The 14917-nt window shown below is 64.1% G+C and carries 14 protein-coding genes; 8 read left to right on the top strand and 6 right to left on the bottom strand.

Features of this window, described 5'->3' with window-relative positions:
• Positions 1 to 144 precede the first annotated feature (144 nt).
• Positions 145 to 1131, bottom strand: a complete 987-nt coding sequence (locus C7450_RS21505; RefSeq protein WP_110376507.1) for an NADPH:quinone oxidoreductase family protein — start codon at positions 1129 to 1131, stop codon at positions 145 to 147.
• Positions 1128 to 2300 carry a CaiB/BaiF CoA transferase family protein gene (locus C7450_RS21500; RefSeq protein WP_170147356.1) on the bottom strand — a complete coding sequence of 391 codons (1173 nt, stop codon included), beginning with the start codon at positions 2298 to 2300 and terminating at the stop codon, positions 1128 to 1130. The genes C7450_RS21505 and C7450_RS21500 overlap by 4 nt, the downstream gene beginning before the upstream one ends.
• A 326-nt stretch (positions 2301 to 2626) precedes the next feature.
• Here C7450_RS21500 and C7450_RS21495 point away from each other — a divergent pair, with 326 nt between their 5' ends.
• The 3 genes from C7450_RS21495 to C7450_RS21485 all read left to right on the top strand — a co-directional run bounded on the left by C7450_RS21495 (position 2627) and on the right by C7450_RS21485 (position 6139).
• Complete coding sequence (locus C7450_RS21495) at positions 2627 to 2821, top strand: hypothetical protein (protein ID WP_110376505.1); 195 nt, start codon at positions 2627 to 2629, stop codon at positions 2819 to 2821.
• 116 nt (positions 2822 to 2937) lie between these two features.
• Complete coding sequence (gene uvrB / locus C7450_RS21490) at positions 2938 to 5667, top strand: excinuclease ABC subunit UvrB (RefSeq protein WP_110376504.1); 2730 nt, start codon at positions 2938 to 2940, stop codon at positions 5665 to 5667.
• 133 nt (positions 5668 to 5800) lie between these two features.
• Positions 5801 to 6139, top strand: a complete 339-nt coding sequence (locus tag C7450_RS21485) for a hypothetical protein (RefSeq protein WP_245450032.1) — start codon at positions 5801 to 5803, stop codon at positions 6137 to 6139.
• A gap of 84 nt (positions 6140 to 6223) precedes the next feature.
• On the opposite strand, the gene C7450_RS21480 is transcribed toward C7450_RS21485, so the two are convergent.
• Positions 6224 to 7279 (bottom strand): Tim44 domain-containing protein, encoded by a 1056-nt coding sequence (locus tag C7450_RS21480; protein ID WP_410369452.1) that lies wholly within the window; start codon positions 7277 to 7279, stop codon positions 6224 to 6226.
• Between the two features lie 367 nt (positions 7280 to 7646).
• Between C7450_RS21480 and C7450_RS34685 the strand changes: the two genes are divergently transcribed.
• On the top strand, positions 7647 to 8696 hold the full coding sequence (locus C7450_RS34685; RefSeq protein ID WP_245450030.1) for an extensin-like domain-containing protein: 1050 nt from the start codon (positions 7647 to 7649) through the stop codon (positions 8694 to 8696).
• 150 nt (positions 8697 to 8846) lie between these two features.
• Here C7450_RS34685 and dapB read toward each other — a convergent pair whose 3' ends face one another.
• Positions 8847 to 9656: a 4-hydroxy-tetrahydrodipicolinate reductase gene (gene dapB, locus C7450_RS21470; protein WP_110376502.1), complete on the bottom strand. Its 810-nt coding sequence runs from the start codon at positions 9654 to 9656 to the stop codon at positions 8847 to 8849.
• 160 nt (positions 9657 to 9816) lie between these two features.
• Between dapB and C7450_RS21465 the strand changes: the two genes are divergently transcribed.
• The 4 genes from C7450_RS21465 to C7450_RS21450 all read left to right on the top strand — a co-directional run bounded on the left by C7450_RS21465 (position 9817) and on the right by C7450_RS21450 (position 12651).
• A complete protein-coding gene (locus C7450_RS21465; RefSeq protein ID WP_146227434.1) occupies positions 9817 to 10269 on the top strand; it encodes a hypothetical protein in 453 nt (150 codons plus the stop codon).
• Positions 10270 to 10343: 74 nt separating this feature from the next.
• A complete protein-coding gene (locus C7450_RS21460; protein ID WP_245450028.1) occupies positions 10344 to 11051 on the top strand; it encodes a ribonuclease T2 family protein in 708 nt (235 codons plus the stop codon).
• Positions 11048 to 11887 carry a 23S rRNA (adenine(2030)-N(6))-methyltransferase RlmJ gene (locus C7450_RS21455; protein ID WP_110376500.1) on the top strand — a complete coding sequence of 280 codons (840 nt, stop codon included), beginning with the start codon at positions 11048 to 11050 and terminating at the stop codon, positions 11885 to 11887. Before C7450_RS21460 ends, C7450_RS21455 begins: the two co-directional genes overlap by 4 nt.
• Positions 11888 to 12045: 158 nt before the next feature.
• On the top strand, positions 12046 to 12651 hold the full coding sequence (locus C7450_RS21450; RefSeq protein ID WP_110376499.1) for a glutathione S-transferase family protein: 606 nt from the start codon (positions 12046 to 12048) through the stop codon (positions 12649 to 12651).
• A gap of 180 nt (positions 12652 to 12831) precedes the next feature.
• Here C7450_RS21450 and C7450_RS21445 read toward each other — a convergent pair whose 3' ends face one another.
• Together C7450_RS21445 and C7450_RS21440 are read right to left on the bottom strand one after the other, a co-directional pair.
• Entirely contained in the window at positions 12832 to 13590 is a 759-nt protein-coding gene (locus C7450_RS21445; protein ID WP_110376498.1) for an outer membrane protein, read from the bottom strand.
• A 372-nt stretch (positions 13591 to 13962) separates the two neighbouring features.
• Positions 13963 to 14631, bottom strand: a complete 669-nt coding sequence (locus C7450_RS21440) for an outer membrane protein (protein WP_170147355.1) — start codon at positions 14629 to 14631, stop codon at positions 13963 to 13965.
• Positions 14632 to 14917: the final 286 nt, after the last annotated feature.

The following is a 14917-nucleotide window of genomic DNA, read 5'->3' as shown; positions in this document are numbered from 1 at the left end:
GGGCTGCTGGGTCGCTGCAGACAAGGCAAGACGCCATCGTCGCGCCTCGCCCATGGTTAGCAGCGCCATAGCCAGGAACACAATGCTGGATCATCGTCGGCGCTCGTCAAAGCCCCGCCGCGCGTGAGACACCCACTTTGCGGATCACCTCTGCGGGATCTCCACCACGCATTTGCCACTGTGCTTGCGCGCCAGAAGCGCGTCATAGGCCTGCCGCGCGTCCGCGAAAGAATAGACATGGCCCGCCCGTGGATTGAGCCGCCCGCTGTCGATCCAGTCGCGCATCGCGTGGAAGTCAGACCACCCTTCTTCGCCGGTCTCGAGCAAGGCGCGCCGCGCTTCAACACCGATCACCGAGATCATCTTGACAAGCATCACGTTGGTTCGCGGGGTTGCTGGACGTCCGGAAGTGAAACCGACGACAAGAATGCGCCCGCCAACCGCGATGGCCCGCATCGACGCGTCGAAGACATCGCCGCCAACCGGGTCATAGAAGACATCGGCGCCCCTGCCCTGCGTCAGTTCGAGAAGTCGCTCGCGCAATGGCTCGCGATTGGAGTTGACGACGTGATCTGCCCCCACGACTTGCGCCAGCCGCTCGTCGCTGCCGCCGGTCGCGATCACCGTTGCTCCGATCAGCTTGCCGATCTCAACCGCTGTCGAGCCGACGCCCCCGGTGGCGCCATGGACGACGAGCGTCTCACCAGCCTTGAGATGGCCGCGCCGCACCAAGGCGTTGTAGGACGTCCAGTAGTTCATCAATGCGGTCGCACCGTCGGCGAAGCTCAACCGCTCCGGGCAGGGAAACACGAAGGACTGCGGCATCACACAGTATTCGGCCAGGGCGCCGCCCCTCATGTCCGCCGCAAACACCATGACGCGATCGCCGGGCGCGAAAGCCGTCACGCCGTCTCCGCAGCGTTCGACGGTGCCGGCGCATTCGTTGGAGGGGATATAGGGCAGAGGCGGAAGCTTCTGATAGGTGCCGTCGAAAATCAGCATCTCGCCAAAGGCGAGGCCCGCGGCGTGGTTGCGGATCAGTATTTCGCCCGGCCCCGGCTCGGGTCGCGGCACCTCCGCGATCTCGAGCGCGAAAGGCTTCTCGAAGCGCCTCAGCATCCAGGCCTTCATTGTCCCGCTCCCTGCGTGGGAAGCCCGACCTCCGCGAGGATCTCCGCGCCATCTGCCCCAAGCACAGGCGCATGCCGATGAAGGCCAGCGGGCGTCTCGGAGAAGCGCGCGGGATGCGCAGGCTGCCGGTAGCGACCGACGACCGGATGATCGTGAACCTCAAGGATACCGGTCGCCGCGATCTGGGGGTCCGTGATGATGTCCTCGGGCCAGTTGACCGGCGCATAGACCGCATCGACCGCGTCGAGGCGCGCAAGCCACTCAGCCGTCGTGCGCGTCAGCAGGATGGCGCCGATCTCCGCGTTCAGACGAGCGGCATTGACGAAGCGCTGGCCAAGTGTCGCGAAATCCGGCTCGGCAAGAAGATGTGGACATTCCAGCACCGCGCAGACGGCGGCAAATTCGCTGGCCGTGACGAAGCCGAGAATAATGGACCCGTCGGCTGTCGGGAAACAATAGCGGGTCCCCGACACCGAGCCGCCCGGCTTGACGCCATCGCCGATAAGCGTCGCCCGGCCCATCGTTTCGGGCCATAGGAAGGACAGTGCCGCATTCAGCATGCTCACCTCAACATGCTGCCCCTTGCCGGTACGCTCACGGACGAGCAGTGCCGCCGTCACGGCCTGGAAGACGGACAGCGCCGCGATCTTATCGGTCACCGCGTTGCGGACGACATCGGGCGTGCGTGTCAGGGGGTCGGCCTGGATGCCGGCAAAACCCGCGATGCCCTGGACGACGATGTCGTAGACCCGCCGTCCTGCAGCCGGCCCGGTGCGGCCCAACCCGTCGATCGACACATAAATGATATCATCGCGGATCGCGCGTAGCGCCTCGTAGCCGAGCCCAAGCCGATCGATGACTCCAGGGCGAAAATTCTGGACGACGACGTCGGATGCCGCGGCGATCTTGATGGCCGCGGCCCGATCGGCTTCGCTTTTCAAGTCGAGAACGATGGACCGCTTGTTGCGGTTGGCATTGAGGAACATCGTCCCCATTCCGGAAACATCGGAGCGGCTCTCGCCGGAGCCGCGCAGCTGATCGCCGGCCGGGGCTTCCACCTTGATGACATCCGCCCCCTGGTCGCCCATCAGCATCGTCGCCAGGGGTGCCGTGAGATTGCTGCCGAACTCGACGACACGATAGCCGCTCAACGGGCCTCGATCTGCCATGACGACGTCTCCTCGCATGCGGCCCGGCAACGGTTGAAGGACGGCCAAGCTCCCAAAACCCGATAATACTTCGGATTTTAATCGTCAATCCCGGATACCCGCAGCAGGCCGCGCATGCAACCTCAGGGGCTGAGGCGAGGCGGGTCATTCGCGCAGGTGACGCGCGCCACGACAGCGCGCCCGTCGATCGGCAGCAACTGCCACGCTCAGGGTCTAAGTCTCTCCTATAATTACGTTTCCATCGCGTTGGACGGCGGCGGTGCGTTTTGCCGACCGTATGTCTCGCGCGCTGGGCACGGCCCACCCCCCTTTGCGGGAGAGCTTCGATGGCAAGTTCAGGCAACTTTTCGCTGACGGCACCGTCAAAGATTGTGTTTGGTATTGCGCTCATACTGGCAATCATTGCGATACTCGTGACATACGGCATTTTTCCGATTCCGTTCTTCTCCGGCCACGGCTTCGAGACGCTCCTTGTCGGATTCGTCCTGCTTGTTGTCGGTGTCCTCTTCAGCGGCATCTAGATTTTGCAGAGCGCGCACCGCTCGCAGCAACACGTCCGTACGCGCAACCTCGGGAAAGCGCCGCAGAACACATCTGCGGCCTTTTCTCGACGGGGGAGTCGGCCCATATTGGGGCCATGGCTCCCAAAACGCCCCGTTCCAAGGCTGCGAAACCCAACGTCCAGCCCCTTGACCCCTTTCTCGCGGATCTCTTGAATCCGGCGATCAACAAAGGTCGCGCCGGCCCAGGCGGAGCCGCGTCCGACGCGGGCGACGAACGCCGCGGTTTCGGCGAGGCGCCGCAGGCGCGTTTCGATACGGGCGTCGCCTGGTCTCCAGGCGCGGGCTCCGTCGCCGCCAAGCCCGCCACCAAGCCCGCCAAGCCTGAGCGACCCGGGAGCAAGGGCCCAGCGGGAAGCAAGGGCCCGGGCGGAAAGAAATCCGCAGCGCTCCCGCCGCTGAGCGATCCGGACGGCGGCTCCGGCGTCTCCGCGACGGTCGCCGCCCTCTCCGCCCTGCTGGAGAGCGGGAACCCGCTGTTCAAGCACGGCAAACTGTGGACGCCACACCGGCCCGAGCGGCCGGAGAAGTCGGAGGGCGGCGTCGCCTTCCGCATGCAGTCGGATTTTGAGCCGGCCGGCGACCAGCCCGCCGCCATCGTCGAGCTTGTCGACGGTATCCGCCGCCAGGAAACCGACCAGGTGCTGCTCGGCGTCACCGGCTCGGGCAAGACCTTCACCATGGCCAAGGTGATCGCGGAAACCCAGCGCCCGGCGCTCATCCTGGCGCCAAACAAGACCTTGGCCGCCCAGCTCTATGGCGAGTTCAGGAGTTTCTTCCCGGATAACGCCGTCGAATATTTCGTATCCTACTATGATTACTATCAACCCGAGGCCTATGTGCCGCGGTCGGACACCTATATCGAGAAGGAATCGTCGATCAACGAACAGATCGACCGTATGCGCCACGCCGCGACACGCGCCTTGCTTGAGCGCGACGACGTCATCATCGTGGCCTCGGTGTCCTGCATCTATGGTATCGGCTCGGTCGAGACCTATACCGCCATGACCTTCTCCGTGAAGGTTGGCGAGACCATCGAGCAGCGGCAACTCATCGCCGATCTCGTGGCGCTGCAATACAAGCGTACGGGCGGCGATTTCGGGCGCGGCACCTTCCGCGTGCGCGGTGACGTGATCGAGATTTTCCCGGCCCACTATGAGGATCGCGCCTGGCGGGTCTCGCTGTTCGGCGACGAGGTGGAATCCATCGTCGAGTTCGATCCCTTGACCGGCAGCAAGACGGCCGATCTCGGCTTCGTCAAGGTCTACGCCAATTCGCACTATGTGACGCCACGTCCGACGCTCATCCAGTCCATCAAGGGCATCAAGGAAGAGCTGAAATGGCGGCTCGACGAGCTGCACCGCATGGGCCGCCTGCTCGAGGCCCAGCGGCTGGAGCAGCGCACGACCTTCGACCTTGAAATGATGGAGGCGACCGGCTCCTGCGCCGGCATCGAGAACTACTCGCGCTATCTCACCGGCCGGCGGCCCGGCGAGCCGCCGCCGACGCTGTTCGAATATCTGCCGGACAACGCGCTCGTCTTCACCGACGAGAGCCATGTGACCGTGCCGCAGATCGGCGGCATGTATCGCGGCGACTTCCGCCGCAAGGCGACGCTGGCGGAATACGGCTTCCGCCTGCCGTCCTGCATGGACAACCGGCCTCTGCGCTTCGAGGAATGGGACGCGATGCGTCCGCAGACGGTGCATGTGTCGGCCACGCCCGGCTCGTGGGAAATGGAGCGGACCGGCGGCGTCTTCGTCGAGCAGGTCATCCGGCCGACCGGCCTCGTCGATCCGCCCGTGGACATCCGCCCGGCCCGCACGCAGGTCGATGACCTGCTCGGCGAAGTCAAGGCGGTCGCAGGCCAGGGCTATCGCTCGCTCGTCACGGTGCTGACCAAGCGCATGGCGGAAGATCTGACCGAATATCTCCACGAGCATGGCGTGCGCGTGCGCTACATGCATTCGGACATCGACACCATCGAGCGCATCGAGATCATCCGTGACCTGCGGCTCGGCGCCTTCGACGTGCTGGTCGGCATCAACCTCCTGCGCGAGGGTCTCGACATTCCGGAATGCGCCCTCGTCGCGATCCTTGACGCGGACAAGGAAGGCTTTCTGCGCTCGGAGACCTCGCTGATCCAGACCATCGGCCGCGCCGCGCGCAACGTCGACGGCCGCGTCATCTGCTACGCCGATAACGTCACCGGCAGCCTCGAGCGGGCGATGGCCGAGACCAGCCGGCGCCGCGACAAGCAGCTTGCCTATAACGCTGAACACGGCATCACGCCGCAATCCATCAAGAAGAACATCGGCGACATTCTGGACTCGGTCTACGAGCGCGATCACGTCAAGGTGGATGCCGGCCTGCTGCCGAAAGAGGCGGCAAGCGTCGGCCACAATCTCAAGGCCGTCATGGCCGACCTCGAGAAGCGCATGCGCGAGGCCGCTGCCAATCTGGAATTCGAGACGGCCGCGCGCCTGCGCGACGAGATCAAGCGGCTGCAGGCGACCGAGCTTGCCATCGCCGACGACCCGCTGGCCCGCCAGGCGGATGTGGAGGCCAAGGCCGGACGCTTTGCCGGCTCGCGCAAATACGGCACGAAAGCCAACGAGCCTCCGTCCCCGCGCGACACGGCCGGCGACGAGGCAGGGCCGGTGACGCGCGCCCGCAAGCCGACCCTCGATGAAATGGGGCCGCACAACCGTGAAATTCCGCTCGGCGCCGAGGAATTCAAGCCGCGCGCCGTCGCCGACTGGGCCGGCACGGCCAAGGTGAAGAAGGGAGGACGTCGGCGGCGATAGAACGCTTTACGCCGACGCAAGATTTCCTTTTTGAGGTAGCATACGGCCCTTCTTCACAACTTGCTGATTGTGAAAGAACAATCGATCAGTGTTTCTATTGCACGGCATGATCCCGATGCCGGAGAAGACGCCGATGACGATCAACCCGCGTGTTTCCGCCTCTCGACCCGGTTCCAGAACATCGATGATCACGGCGACAGGCGTTGCCGTGGCGCTTGTCACGGCTTCGCTCACAGCGGCGGCCACGCCGGCTTTCGCGCAGGCGCAGGTTCAAGCGTCTCAGGAGACCTGTGCCAATCTGCAGAACCTGGTGCAGCGCCAGGGGCGCGTGGTCATCGGCACCGGCCCCTATCTCTACGATACCTATGTGAACAACTGCCCACCACGGGCGAGCCAGGTGCCGGCCTATCTGTCGACGCGCGACAATCCCCAATGCTTCGTCGGCTACAGCTGCGGCCAGGGCAACAACTGACCCCCCAACACCTGATGGCGGGCAAGAAAAAAGGCGCCGTACAAGCGGCGCCTTTTCCATTTCAGTCTCGATGCCGGCCGGCTATCAGGCCTGCTGAACAGCCGAGAGCATCCACTTGCCGCCCTTGGAGCGGCGGAACGTCCAGAGTTCGGTGGCCTCGGTCGGGACGTCCGCGTGGCCTTCGACGATCTTGTTCGTTTCACGATCGAGGGTGGTGTCGATCAGCGAGAAGCGCATCGCGACGGTGGCATAGTCGACATCGCCTTCGCGCCAGGCTTCAGCCAGATCACCCTGTAAGAGCTTGACGTCCGAGAGGCGGTTGACATGTCCCTCGGCCGCGGTGCTGGCGAGATCCTCGGCCATGAAGGCAACGACTTCCGGCGTCGCCAGACGCCGCAGCGCATTCAGGTCCTCGTTGGAATAGGCCGCCTGCACATCGATGAGCGTCCGCTCGAAGGCATCGAAATCAGCCGGCTGAATGTCGATCTCATCCACCGGCGTCGCGGGTGCGGCCGGGGCCGCCTTACCGCCGAGGCCTCCAAGGGCACCACCAAGGGCGCCACCCAGACCACCGCCTGCTCCACCGCCAAGACCACCAAGACCGCCGCCGCCAAGACCGCCGCCAAGAGCACTGCGGTTCAGGCCATTGCTCGTCGGGCTGGCACCGGCCATGGCCGGCTCCTGCCGACGCCGGAAGAAGCGCATGGCAAGGGCAACAAGGCCGACGATGAGGCCGACCTGCAGGAGGAGCCCGAAGATGGAGCCAAGGCCGGACAGGCCGCCGAACAGGCCGCTGCCGGACAGGAGGCCGAACAGGCCGGCGCCAAGCAGACCGCCCATCAGGGCCGTGCCGAAGCCGCCGCCGAAGAGGCCGGGCCGCTGCGCCGCCGCGGGACGTCCCGCCATGCCGGGCTGGACCGCATTGGGTTGCGCCACGCCGGGCTGCGTCGTCGAGCGCTGCAGCGGTGCCGCCTGTGTCGGCGCCGTCGCGGTCGGCGGCGGCGCGCTATACGTGCGTGTGCCACGGCTGCCCAAGCCGCCACCGCGGCCCGCGCGCGCTTCCGCGACACTCGCCGTCACCATCAAGGCAAGTGTGGCTATGGCGACGAACCCACCACGGCGACCCAATGTTCTCAGCAACGTCGTCCCTCCCGAATACATCCACCTAAGGCCTTCCAGCGTTCGACCCGCGAGCGCCAGACATAGCCGCTATTCCATTACCGCATGGAAAATAGGGAATGACCGGGCCGATTGAAAGACCCGGACCTGTGTTTTTTCAGGATTGGCGAGGTCTCCGCGAGGTCTGCGTGTCAATCGCGGCGGAGAATACGCGGCGTCGCTTCCGCTTCACCGCAGGATTGCCAAGCGGCGCCAACGCTCTGCCTCACAACACTGTGTCCGCGCCCAGGAAAGGCGGTTCTCGGGGCAACGGACAAGCGTTGAGAGTCCGTTAGGACAATGCCTGCATTGTTCGGGCCTTGCAGAGACAGCGCGCGGAGTGATGCGTATGGCGCGCCGCCCTTTTATGCGTCCGTCCTCGTGGAAGCTCGGCGGTTCAGTTCTGGTGGTGTTGGCTCTCGCGGGATGTGGGCTGTTCGTCATGGAAAAGCGGGCGGCCTGGCGCGGCGAGGCCGAATCGGCATGCCTTGCGGCGCACAAGGAATTGCGCACTTCCGCCTATTTCGAGCAGGCCCGTGCCATTTCAGGTCCTGGCGCCTGCGGCATGGACTATCCGTTTCGCGTGAGCGCCTTCGGTGAGGGCAGCATCGCCCTGAAATCCCGCGCCCTGCTCGCCTGCCCGGCCATCACCACGACGGATCGCTGGTTCGCCGAAATCGTCCAGCCGGCGGCAATGCTCTATTTCGGCCAGCCCGTGACGGCGGTGAATGCCGGCTCCTATTCCTGCCGGTCCATGAACAACAAGGCAGGCGCGGCGCGCTCCGAGCATTCCTTCGGCAACGCAGTCGATATCATGTCGCTCACTCTTGCCGATGGGCGGGTGATCACGATCCTCAAGGGCTGGCGCGGCGCGCCCGAGGAGCAGGAATTCCTGCGGGAGATCTTCGTCGGGTCGTGCCGCTATTTCTCGACGGTGCTCGGGCCCGGCGCTGACGCCTATCACTATGATCACCTGCATCTCGACCTTGCGCGCCATGCAAAAGGGCGAACAATCTGCAAGCCGGTCATCAAATTTGCGCCGCGTATCGATCCCGAGCATCCGATGACATACACGATGCCATCGGCGGCCCCGGCGATCCTTCCCGACACCCCATCGGGCTCTCCCCGCTATGATCTGCCACCGGAGGGCCCGCTACCGGACGACGGTCCGGAAGCGGGCGCCGGCGGCGGCATTCCGACCGCCAGCATCGCGCCAGCCCAAGCGCCGCTGGACCTCACGCCACCGGATCAGGCACCCCGCCCGGCCCCTTACCCGGTATCCGCCGATACGCCGGCGGCCGGGTACACCCCGGCGCCCTACTCACCTTCCCCGCCACCGCCAGCGCGCCGCCTGTCGGCGGATATGGACCTGCGGCCGCCGGGACTGGTCGGGCGTTGAACCCCCGAGCATCCGGCGTCTCGCAAGCGCCGGAAACCCTTCTGCCTCTGGAGCCAGTCCGTCTTTCACGGATTGGCTCCGATCTAAAATTGACGAGAATATTCAATGTCTTGAATGGAATCAGACGATTCCATTCAAGTCGGATTTGCTCTAGGACATCAGGCTGTCGAGCCCGCGCCGGAGACCCGGCTGCTCGGCGACGCGCCGCGCGGCCAGCAGGGTTCCGGCAACGTAAGGTGCCGCAGACGAGCCCGCGTCGTGCCGGATGAGCAAGCGTTCGTCCGGCAACCCGAAATGGGCTTCGCAGGAGAGCACGTAGCCCGGCAGCCGCAGGGAGTGCACCTGAACGGGAATGGGGGCGCCAATGCTGGCGCCGCGTGTTTCCTTCAGGCCCGAGAGATCGGCGACGGGCTTCGCCGTGCCAGCCTGGCGTGCCTCCCCGAGCACTTCCGCGAGCTCGCGTCCCGTTCCCGAGGGAACGTCGGGCTTGGACGCCGACGCGTAGTCGACGATCTCGACATCCGGCACATAGCGCGCCGCTTCGAGTGCGAAACGCTTCAGAAGGGTCGCGGTTATGGAGAAATTGCCCGCGGCGATGACGCCGACATGGGCCTTGCGCGCCGCGGCGTCGATCTCGGCATAGTCCTCGGCACCAAGCCCCGAGGTGCCGACGACCACATGCCGCCCCGCCTCGATGGCCGTCAGCACATTCCCCTTCACCACATGCGGCTTGGTGTAGTCGATGACCACATCGGAAGGCACGGACAGCGCATCCTTGAGCGAGGCAGCGACAATGACCCCGGCCGTCGGCGCCCCGATGGCCTCACCGGCATCCTTGCCCGCAGCAGCCCGACTGACCGCGCCGGCGAGGACGAGATCACCCGCAGCCAGGACCGCTGGAACGAGCGCCCGCCCGACCCAGCCCGTGGCGCCCGCGACCACGATACGAATGCCAGCCATATCAGCACCTTTTGTTGCACAATGCCGCTCGCGCAGCACTTCTTGAACAACTGTGGCGCGGCTGCGCTTGACCCCGCAAGCTCCATTCAGCATGGTCCAGAGAAATATATGGCCAAGCAGGACCTATCTGCTGTCAGAGCTACCACGCGTCGGAGTTGACATGCGCAGGATGATCGCCGCTTCCCTGATGCTCGCGGCCGCGAGCTCGCTGAGCTTCGCCGGTGAGCGCGCACCCGGCGAGGCACAAATGCCGATGGATCTCGACCCCATCAACGTCACGGGCAACCTTCCGACCTGCGACTCGGTCGCGGTGGTTTCCGAGGTTGCGATGCGCTTCGCAAGCAAGGAATCCGAATTCTGGAACTCGGATCTTCGTCTGGCCCAGTTCGAGCGGATCAGGCAGATCGCTCTCAAGCCCTGGGGCGAGGACTTCGTGCCGCGGCGTTTCTGCAAGGCCACGACACTTGTGACGGATGGCGTGAAGCGCGAAGTCATCTATTCGGTGCGCGCGGGTCTCGGTGGCATCGGCTTCAGCTGGAACGTGGAATTCTGCGTGCGCGGCATCGACCGCGGCTGGAGCTTCGCGCCATGGTGCAAAACCGCGCTGCCGTGAGCTGAAGGCCAGTGGGGACCTGCGCGGGAGACAACGGCGCTCGCCTGGCTTCGACGCCTGCGAAGCTGTCGCGCGTGAAAGGCTTCGGGCAGCGCCTGGCCGGAGCATCCGGCCGGCTTGCTGGCCTGGTGGCAGCCTGTGCAGCCCTGTGGGTCGCCGCCCTGGCACCCGCCGCCGCCCAAAGCGGCGGCGAACGTCGAGGGGCGCCGCCCGGCCAGTTCGACTTCTACGTCCTTGCCCTGTCGTGGTCGCCCGGTTTCTGTGAGCTGAACAAATCCCCGGACCGCTACGATCAATGCCGCAGCGGCAGCGCACTCGGCTTCGTGGTGCATGGGCTCTGGCCACAGTACACGCAAGGCTTCCCGACGACCTGCTCGGCAACGGCCACCCAGCCGACACGCGCTGCGATCGCCACGACGGCGGGCCTCTACCCTGACGAAGGCTTGGCCCGCTATGAGTGGCGCAAGCATGGCACCTGCTCGGGTCTTAGCCCGACGGACTACTTCGCCGCCGTACGCCGCGCCCGTGACGCGGTGGTTATCCCGCCCGCCCTCACCGCGATGCAGAGTGACGCGACCTGGACGCCGCTCGATCTGGAACGCGCCTTCGTTGCCGCGAATCCGGGCCTCAGGACAGACATGATGTCCGTCGCCTGCCGCCGTGGAACGCTCAGCGAGGTGCGAATCTGCTTCTCCAGGGATCTGCGCAGCTTCCAGACCTGCCCTGAATTGGATCGCCAGGGCTGCCGCGGCGGCTCCGTCACCGTGCCGCAACCGCAATGAATTACAGGCACGGGTATCACGCTGGCAATTTCGCCGATGTGATGAAGCATGTCGTGCTGACGCGCATCCTCGCCCATCTCCTCAAGAAGGACACCCCTTTCCGCGTGATCGACACCCATGCCGGAATCGGGCTGCATGATCTCGACAGCGAGGAGGCCCAGCGCACAGGTGAGTGGCGCGATGGCATCGGGCGGCTGGACGAGCCCTTTGCCGACGACGTCGAAGTCCTGCTTGCGCCGTATCGTCAGGCGATCAGCGCCGTGCGCGCAACCAATCCGATGGCCTATCCGGGCTCTCCCATGATCACGCGGTTGATGCTGCGTCGCCAGGATCGCGCCATCGTCGTCGAGCGCCATCCTGAGGATGCAGCACGGCTGGCCACCCTGTTCCTGCGCGACCGCCAGGTCAAAGCGCTGGAACTCGATGGCTGGACTGCTTTGCACGCGATGATTCCGCCGCGGGAGCGGCGCGGCCTCGTGCTGATCGACCCACCCTTCGAGGACGTCGGTGAGCTTGCGCGCCTCGGCCGCGACATGCTCAAGGCTCAGGCGAAATGGGAGACAGGCATCTTCGCCGGCTGGTATCCCATCAAGAACCCCGCCGATACGGACCGATTCTGCAAGGACCTTGCCGCGGGCGCAAAAACGAGCGTGTTGCGGCTTGAATTGATGATCGAGACGCGAATCGATCCGGCACGCCTCAATGGCTGCGGTCTCCTCGTCATCAACCCGCCATGGAAACTCGCCGAGGAAGCGGAGATCCTGCTGCCTGCGCTCGCAGAGCGTCTGGCGCGCGATGGCCACGCGGGTTTTCGCTGTGAATGGCTGCGCGAATGACGGCAGCCGTCACGCCCGTCATCGGGCCGGATCATTGACCCGGCCATCGCCGGCGACAGCTGCAAATGCTTCTGCCGCTGCCTGCTCCGTTCACGACGAGACGGGCTGATTATCTCTTGCCACAGTATCTCTTGCCACAGTCAGCCAGGAACACCGCCATGCTCACATTGCGTTCCTCTCCGCCGTCGCCATTCGGCCGCAAGGTCAAGATCGCCGCCAAGGTGCTCGGTCTCTGGGACAAAATCGACGTCGTGATGACGGATACCGTCGATCCCGGCGATTCGATCCGCCGCCAGAATCCACTGGGCAAAATCCCGGCCCTCATTCTCGAGGACGGCCGCGTCCTGTTCGATTCGCGCGTGATCCTCGAATATCTCGATTACCGCGCGGGGGGCGGTCGCATCATTCCCAACGGCCCGGCACGGTTCGACGTGCTCACGCAGCAGGCCCTCGCTGACGGCCTCCTCGATGCGGCCCTTCTGCTCGTTTATGAAAAGCGCTGGCGGGATGCCGACAAGCACGACGAGAAGTGGGTCGCGCATCAGCGCGGCAAGGTTGAACGCAGTCTCGCCGTCTTGGAGGCGATGCCACCCGCTCCGCCAACGGCCGTCCCCGATGTCGGACAAATCACTGTCGCCTGCGCCCTTGGCTATCTCGATCTGCGCTTTGATGGCGAATGGCGCGCAACCTATCCCCGGCTTGTGGCATGGCTCACGGCGTTCGAAAAAGCCGTGCCGGCCTTTGCGGAAACGGCGCCGGCATAAGGGCATCCGTCAGCGCAACCGCTCCGCCCGTACAGCATGAGGCCTGCCTCGACGAAAGCCGGGCAGGCCTTGTTTTAAGGACAGGCGAGGAAACGCCCGATACCAGACGTTCAACCCCCTCGGCCAAAAAAAAGCCGGCGGGTTGCCCCACCGGCTTGGTATTCAGTCGGATCGCTAGGATCAGAAGCCGTTGAACTTGTAGTTCAGGCCAGCGCGAACCACACCGAACTCGGTGTCGTCGCTGTTGTTGCCGCTGTAGGCGTTGTTCCACACGTAGGAGCTGTTGTTGCCGTTGTTGCCGAGGTTCACATAGAGACCCTCGATCTTGGCAGTCAAGTTGTCGGTGAAGGCGTATTCCACACCACCGCCGACGGTCCAGCCCGTCGTGGTCGAGTCGCTGTTGCTGATGAACGCGCCGTTGTAGTACGTGCCGTTGCCGTTGTTGCCGCCGCCGTAGGCGAAACCACCGGTCACGAAGATGAGGGCGCGATCAACGGCGAAGCCGAGACGGGCGCGGACGGTGCCGAACCACTCGACGCCATTGCCGCCGGCCGAAGCGTAACCCGCATAAGGAGCAACAACGTAGTTGTTGTTGTTCGAGGAGTTCATGTCAGCGTACTGGATGTCCGCTTCCAGACCCGCGACGAACTGACCGAACTGATAGTTGTAGCCGATCTGGCCACCGCCGACGAAGCCGCCGTCGCTGGAGTCGGTGCCATACACGATACCCGTGTAAGGATCGACGTAACCCTTGTTGCTGTTGGTGTTCCAGCCGTAGCCGGCGTTCACGCCGACATAGAAGCCGGTCCACGTGAAGATCGGAACCACCACCGGCGCAACCGGGGCGACACGACGGCTCGGCAGGTCAGCCGCGAAAGCGACCGCGCCCGAAGCCAAGAGACCTGCGGCAGCCACGCCAGCAAGAAGAACCTTCTTCATAACTTACTCCTGTTGCCTTCCCGAGAGCGTCGATGCGTTCGCTCTGGACTTGCCCCTTTGTAGCGCAAAGCTGCGCTGACGTCTGTTGCAGGCAGGCAACAGCAACCCTAATGATACATGGCAAAAATGTGGCAGACGCACGCCATCAAGGCGGCTTTTGGTTAACAAATATTAGGAACAGTTAACGCGGCGCCTTGAATGCCATAGAAACAGGCAATCGGTCATTAATGACCTGGCACCCGCCACAACCGGTGCACTTCCGGCCCGCAAATCGAGCCGGAAGCGGTGCGCGACGCCCGCCGCAAGTTCTACCGCGCATGGTTAATAAAAGGTTAACGCGGGCGCGCAAGTGCGGAAGATCGACCTCGTGGATCAGAACTTGTAGTTCAGACCCAGACGCGCCTCGCCGCCCTTATGCTGCTCCTTCACGACGCCGCCGTCGGGCATGACGTACTTGGCCTGGCTGACCTTCGTGTAGAGATACTCGCCCCGGACGGAGACGTTGTCAGTCACCGCGTATTCCACGCCGGCACCGACGGCAAAGCCCGGATGCCAATGCGACTTCGTTTTCGACGAGGGTGTACCGATGCTCATCTGACTGAGGGCGAGACCGCCCGTACCATAGACAAGGACGCGATCGAACGCATATCCGAGGCGCGCACGCACCGTGGCTCCGTAACCTTGCTCGATCTTGAGGGATTGGCCGGACCGGCCGGAGGCCTTCAATTTCCCAAAATGCTTGTCGAAGTCAGCCTCGGCGCCGACCACCCAGGAACCGAACTGATAATTGTAGCCGCCCTGGGCACCGGCTGCCCAATCGTTCGCTCCCTTCTTGATGTCTTTATAGGACTTTCCCGTCGAGAACCTCGAATAGCCGCCATGGATACCGCCATAGAAGCCGGTCCAGGTGAAAACGGGCGCGACAACGATCGGAGCCACCGGCGCTGAGGCCCGCGAGGGGAGATCGGCGGCGAGCACCTGTCCCACAAAGCCGCAAGCCCCGAGAAGCGAAAGCGTCCCGATCCGCAAAATATTCCGCATGAAATACTCCATAGATATTATGAATACAGCACAGTGGGAGAATAAGCTCCCGTCCGGCCGTTGCCCCTCCTTCAATTGCTGAATCCCTGCCGTAATATCAATGAAAATGCCGATATATTACTTTCATTCACCTTAAAAGCATTATTTAGTTGCATTTTTGCCAGTTATACTTGAGATATAGCGCAAATTGCGCAAATTTATAGTGGAACTGCGCGATCCGTCCTGACACAGCGACCGCTGACTGCCTATCGCGCGCGCCCCTTTCATGGCCGCCACACGCGTCGTG

This window comes from Chelatococcus asaccharovorans, from assembly GCF_003201475.1.
GTDB lineage: Bacteria > Pseudomonadota > Alphaproteobacteria > Rhizobiales > Beijerinckiaceae > Chelatococcus > Chelatococcus asaccharovorans.
Note: the sequence above shows the minus strand (reverse complement) of the source record. Positions and strands in the feature narration are given on the sequence as shown.

What these genes read in the sequence shown, in the direction of transcription:
- C7450_RS21505 (WP_110376507.1), bottom strand. Translation starts at nt 1,131, where the DNA reads ATGAAGGCCTGGATGCTGAGGCGCTTCGAGAAGCCTTTCGCGCTCGAG.
- C7450_RS21500 (WP_170147356.1), bottom strand. Translation starts at nt 2,300, where the DNA reads ATGGCAGATCGAGGCCCGTTGAGCGGCTATCGTGTCGTCGAGTTCGGC.
- C7450_RS21495 (WP_110376505.1), top strand. Translation starts at nt 2,627, where the DNA reads ATGGCAAGTTCAGGCAACTTTTCGCTGACGGCACCGTCAAAGATTGTG.
- uvrB (WP_110376504.1), top strand. Translation starts at nt 2,938, where the DNA reads ATGGCTCCCAAAACGCCCCGTTCCAAGGCTGCGAAACCCAACGTCCAG.
- C7450_RS21485 (WP_245450032.1), top strand. Translation starts at nt 5,801, where the DNA reads ATGACGATCAACCCGCGTGTTTCCGCCTCTCGACCCGGTTCCAGAACA.
- C7450_RS34685 (WP_245450030.1), top strand. Translation starts at nt 7,647, where the DNA reads ATGGCGCGCCGCCCTTTTATGCGTCCGTCCTCGTGGAAGCTCGGCGGT.
- dapB (WP_110376502.1), bottom strand. Translation starts at nt 9,656, where the DNA reads ATGGCTGGCATTCGTATCGTGGTCGCGGGCGCCACGGGCTGGGTCGGG.
- C7450_RS21465 (WP_146227434.1), top strand. Translation starts at nt 9,817, where the DNA reads ATGCGCAGGATGATCGCCGCTTCCCTGATGCTCGCGGCCGCGAGCTCG.
- C7450_RS21455 (WP_110376500.1), top strand. Translation starts at nt 11,048, where the DNA reads ATGAATTACAGGCACGGGTATCACGCTGGCAATTTCGCCGATGTGATG.
- C7450_RS21450 (WP_110376499.1), top strand. Translation starts at nt 12,046, where the DNA reads ATGCTCACATTGCGTTCCTCTCCGCCGTCGCCATTCGGCCGCAAGGTC.
- C7450_RS21445 (WP_110376498.1), bottom strand. Translation starts at nt 13,590, where the DNA reads ATGAAGAAGGTTCTTCTTGCTGGCGTGGCTGCCGCAGGTCTCTTGGCT.
- C7450_RS21440 (WP_170147355.1), bottom strand. Translation starts at nt 14,631, where the DNA reads ATGCGGAATATTTTGCGGATCGGGACGCTTTCGCTTCTCGGGGCTTGC.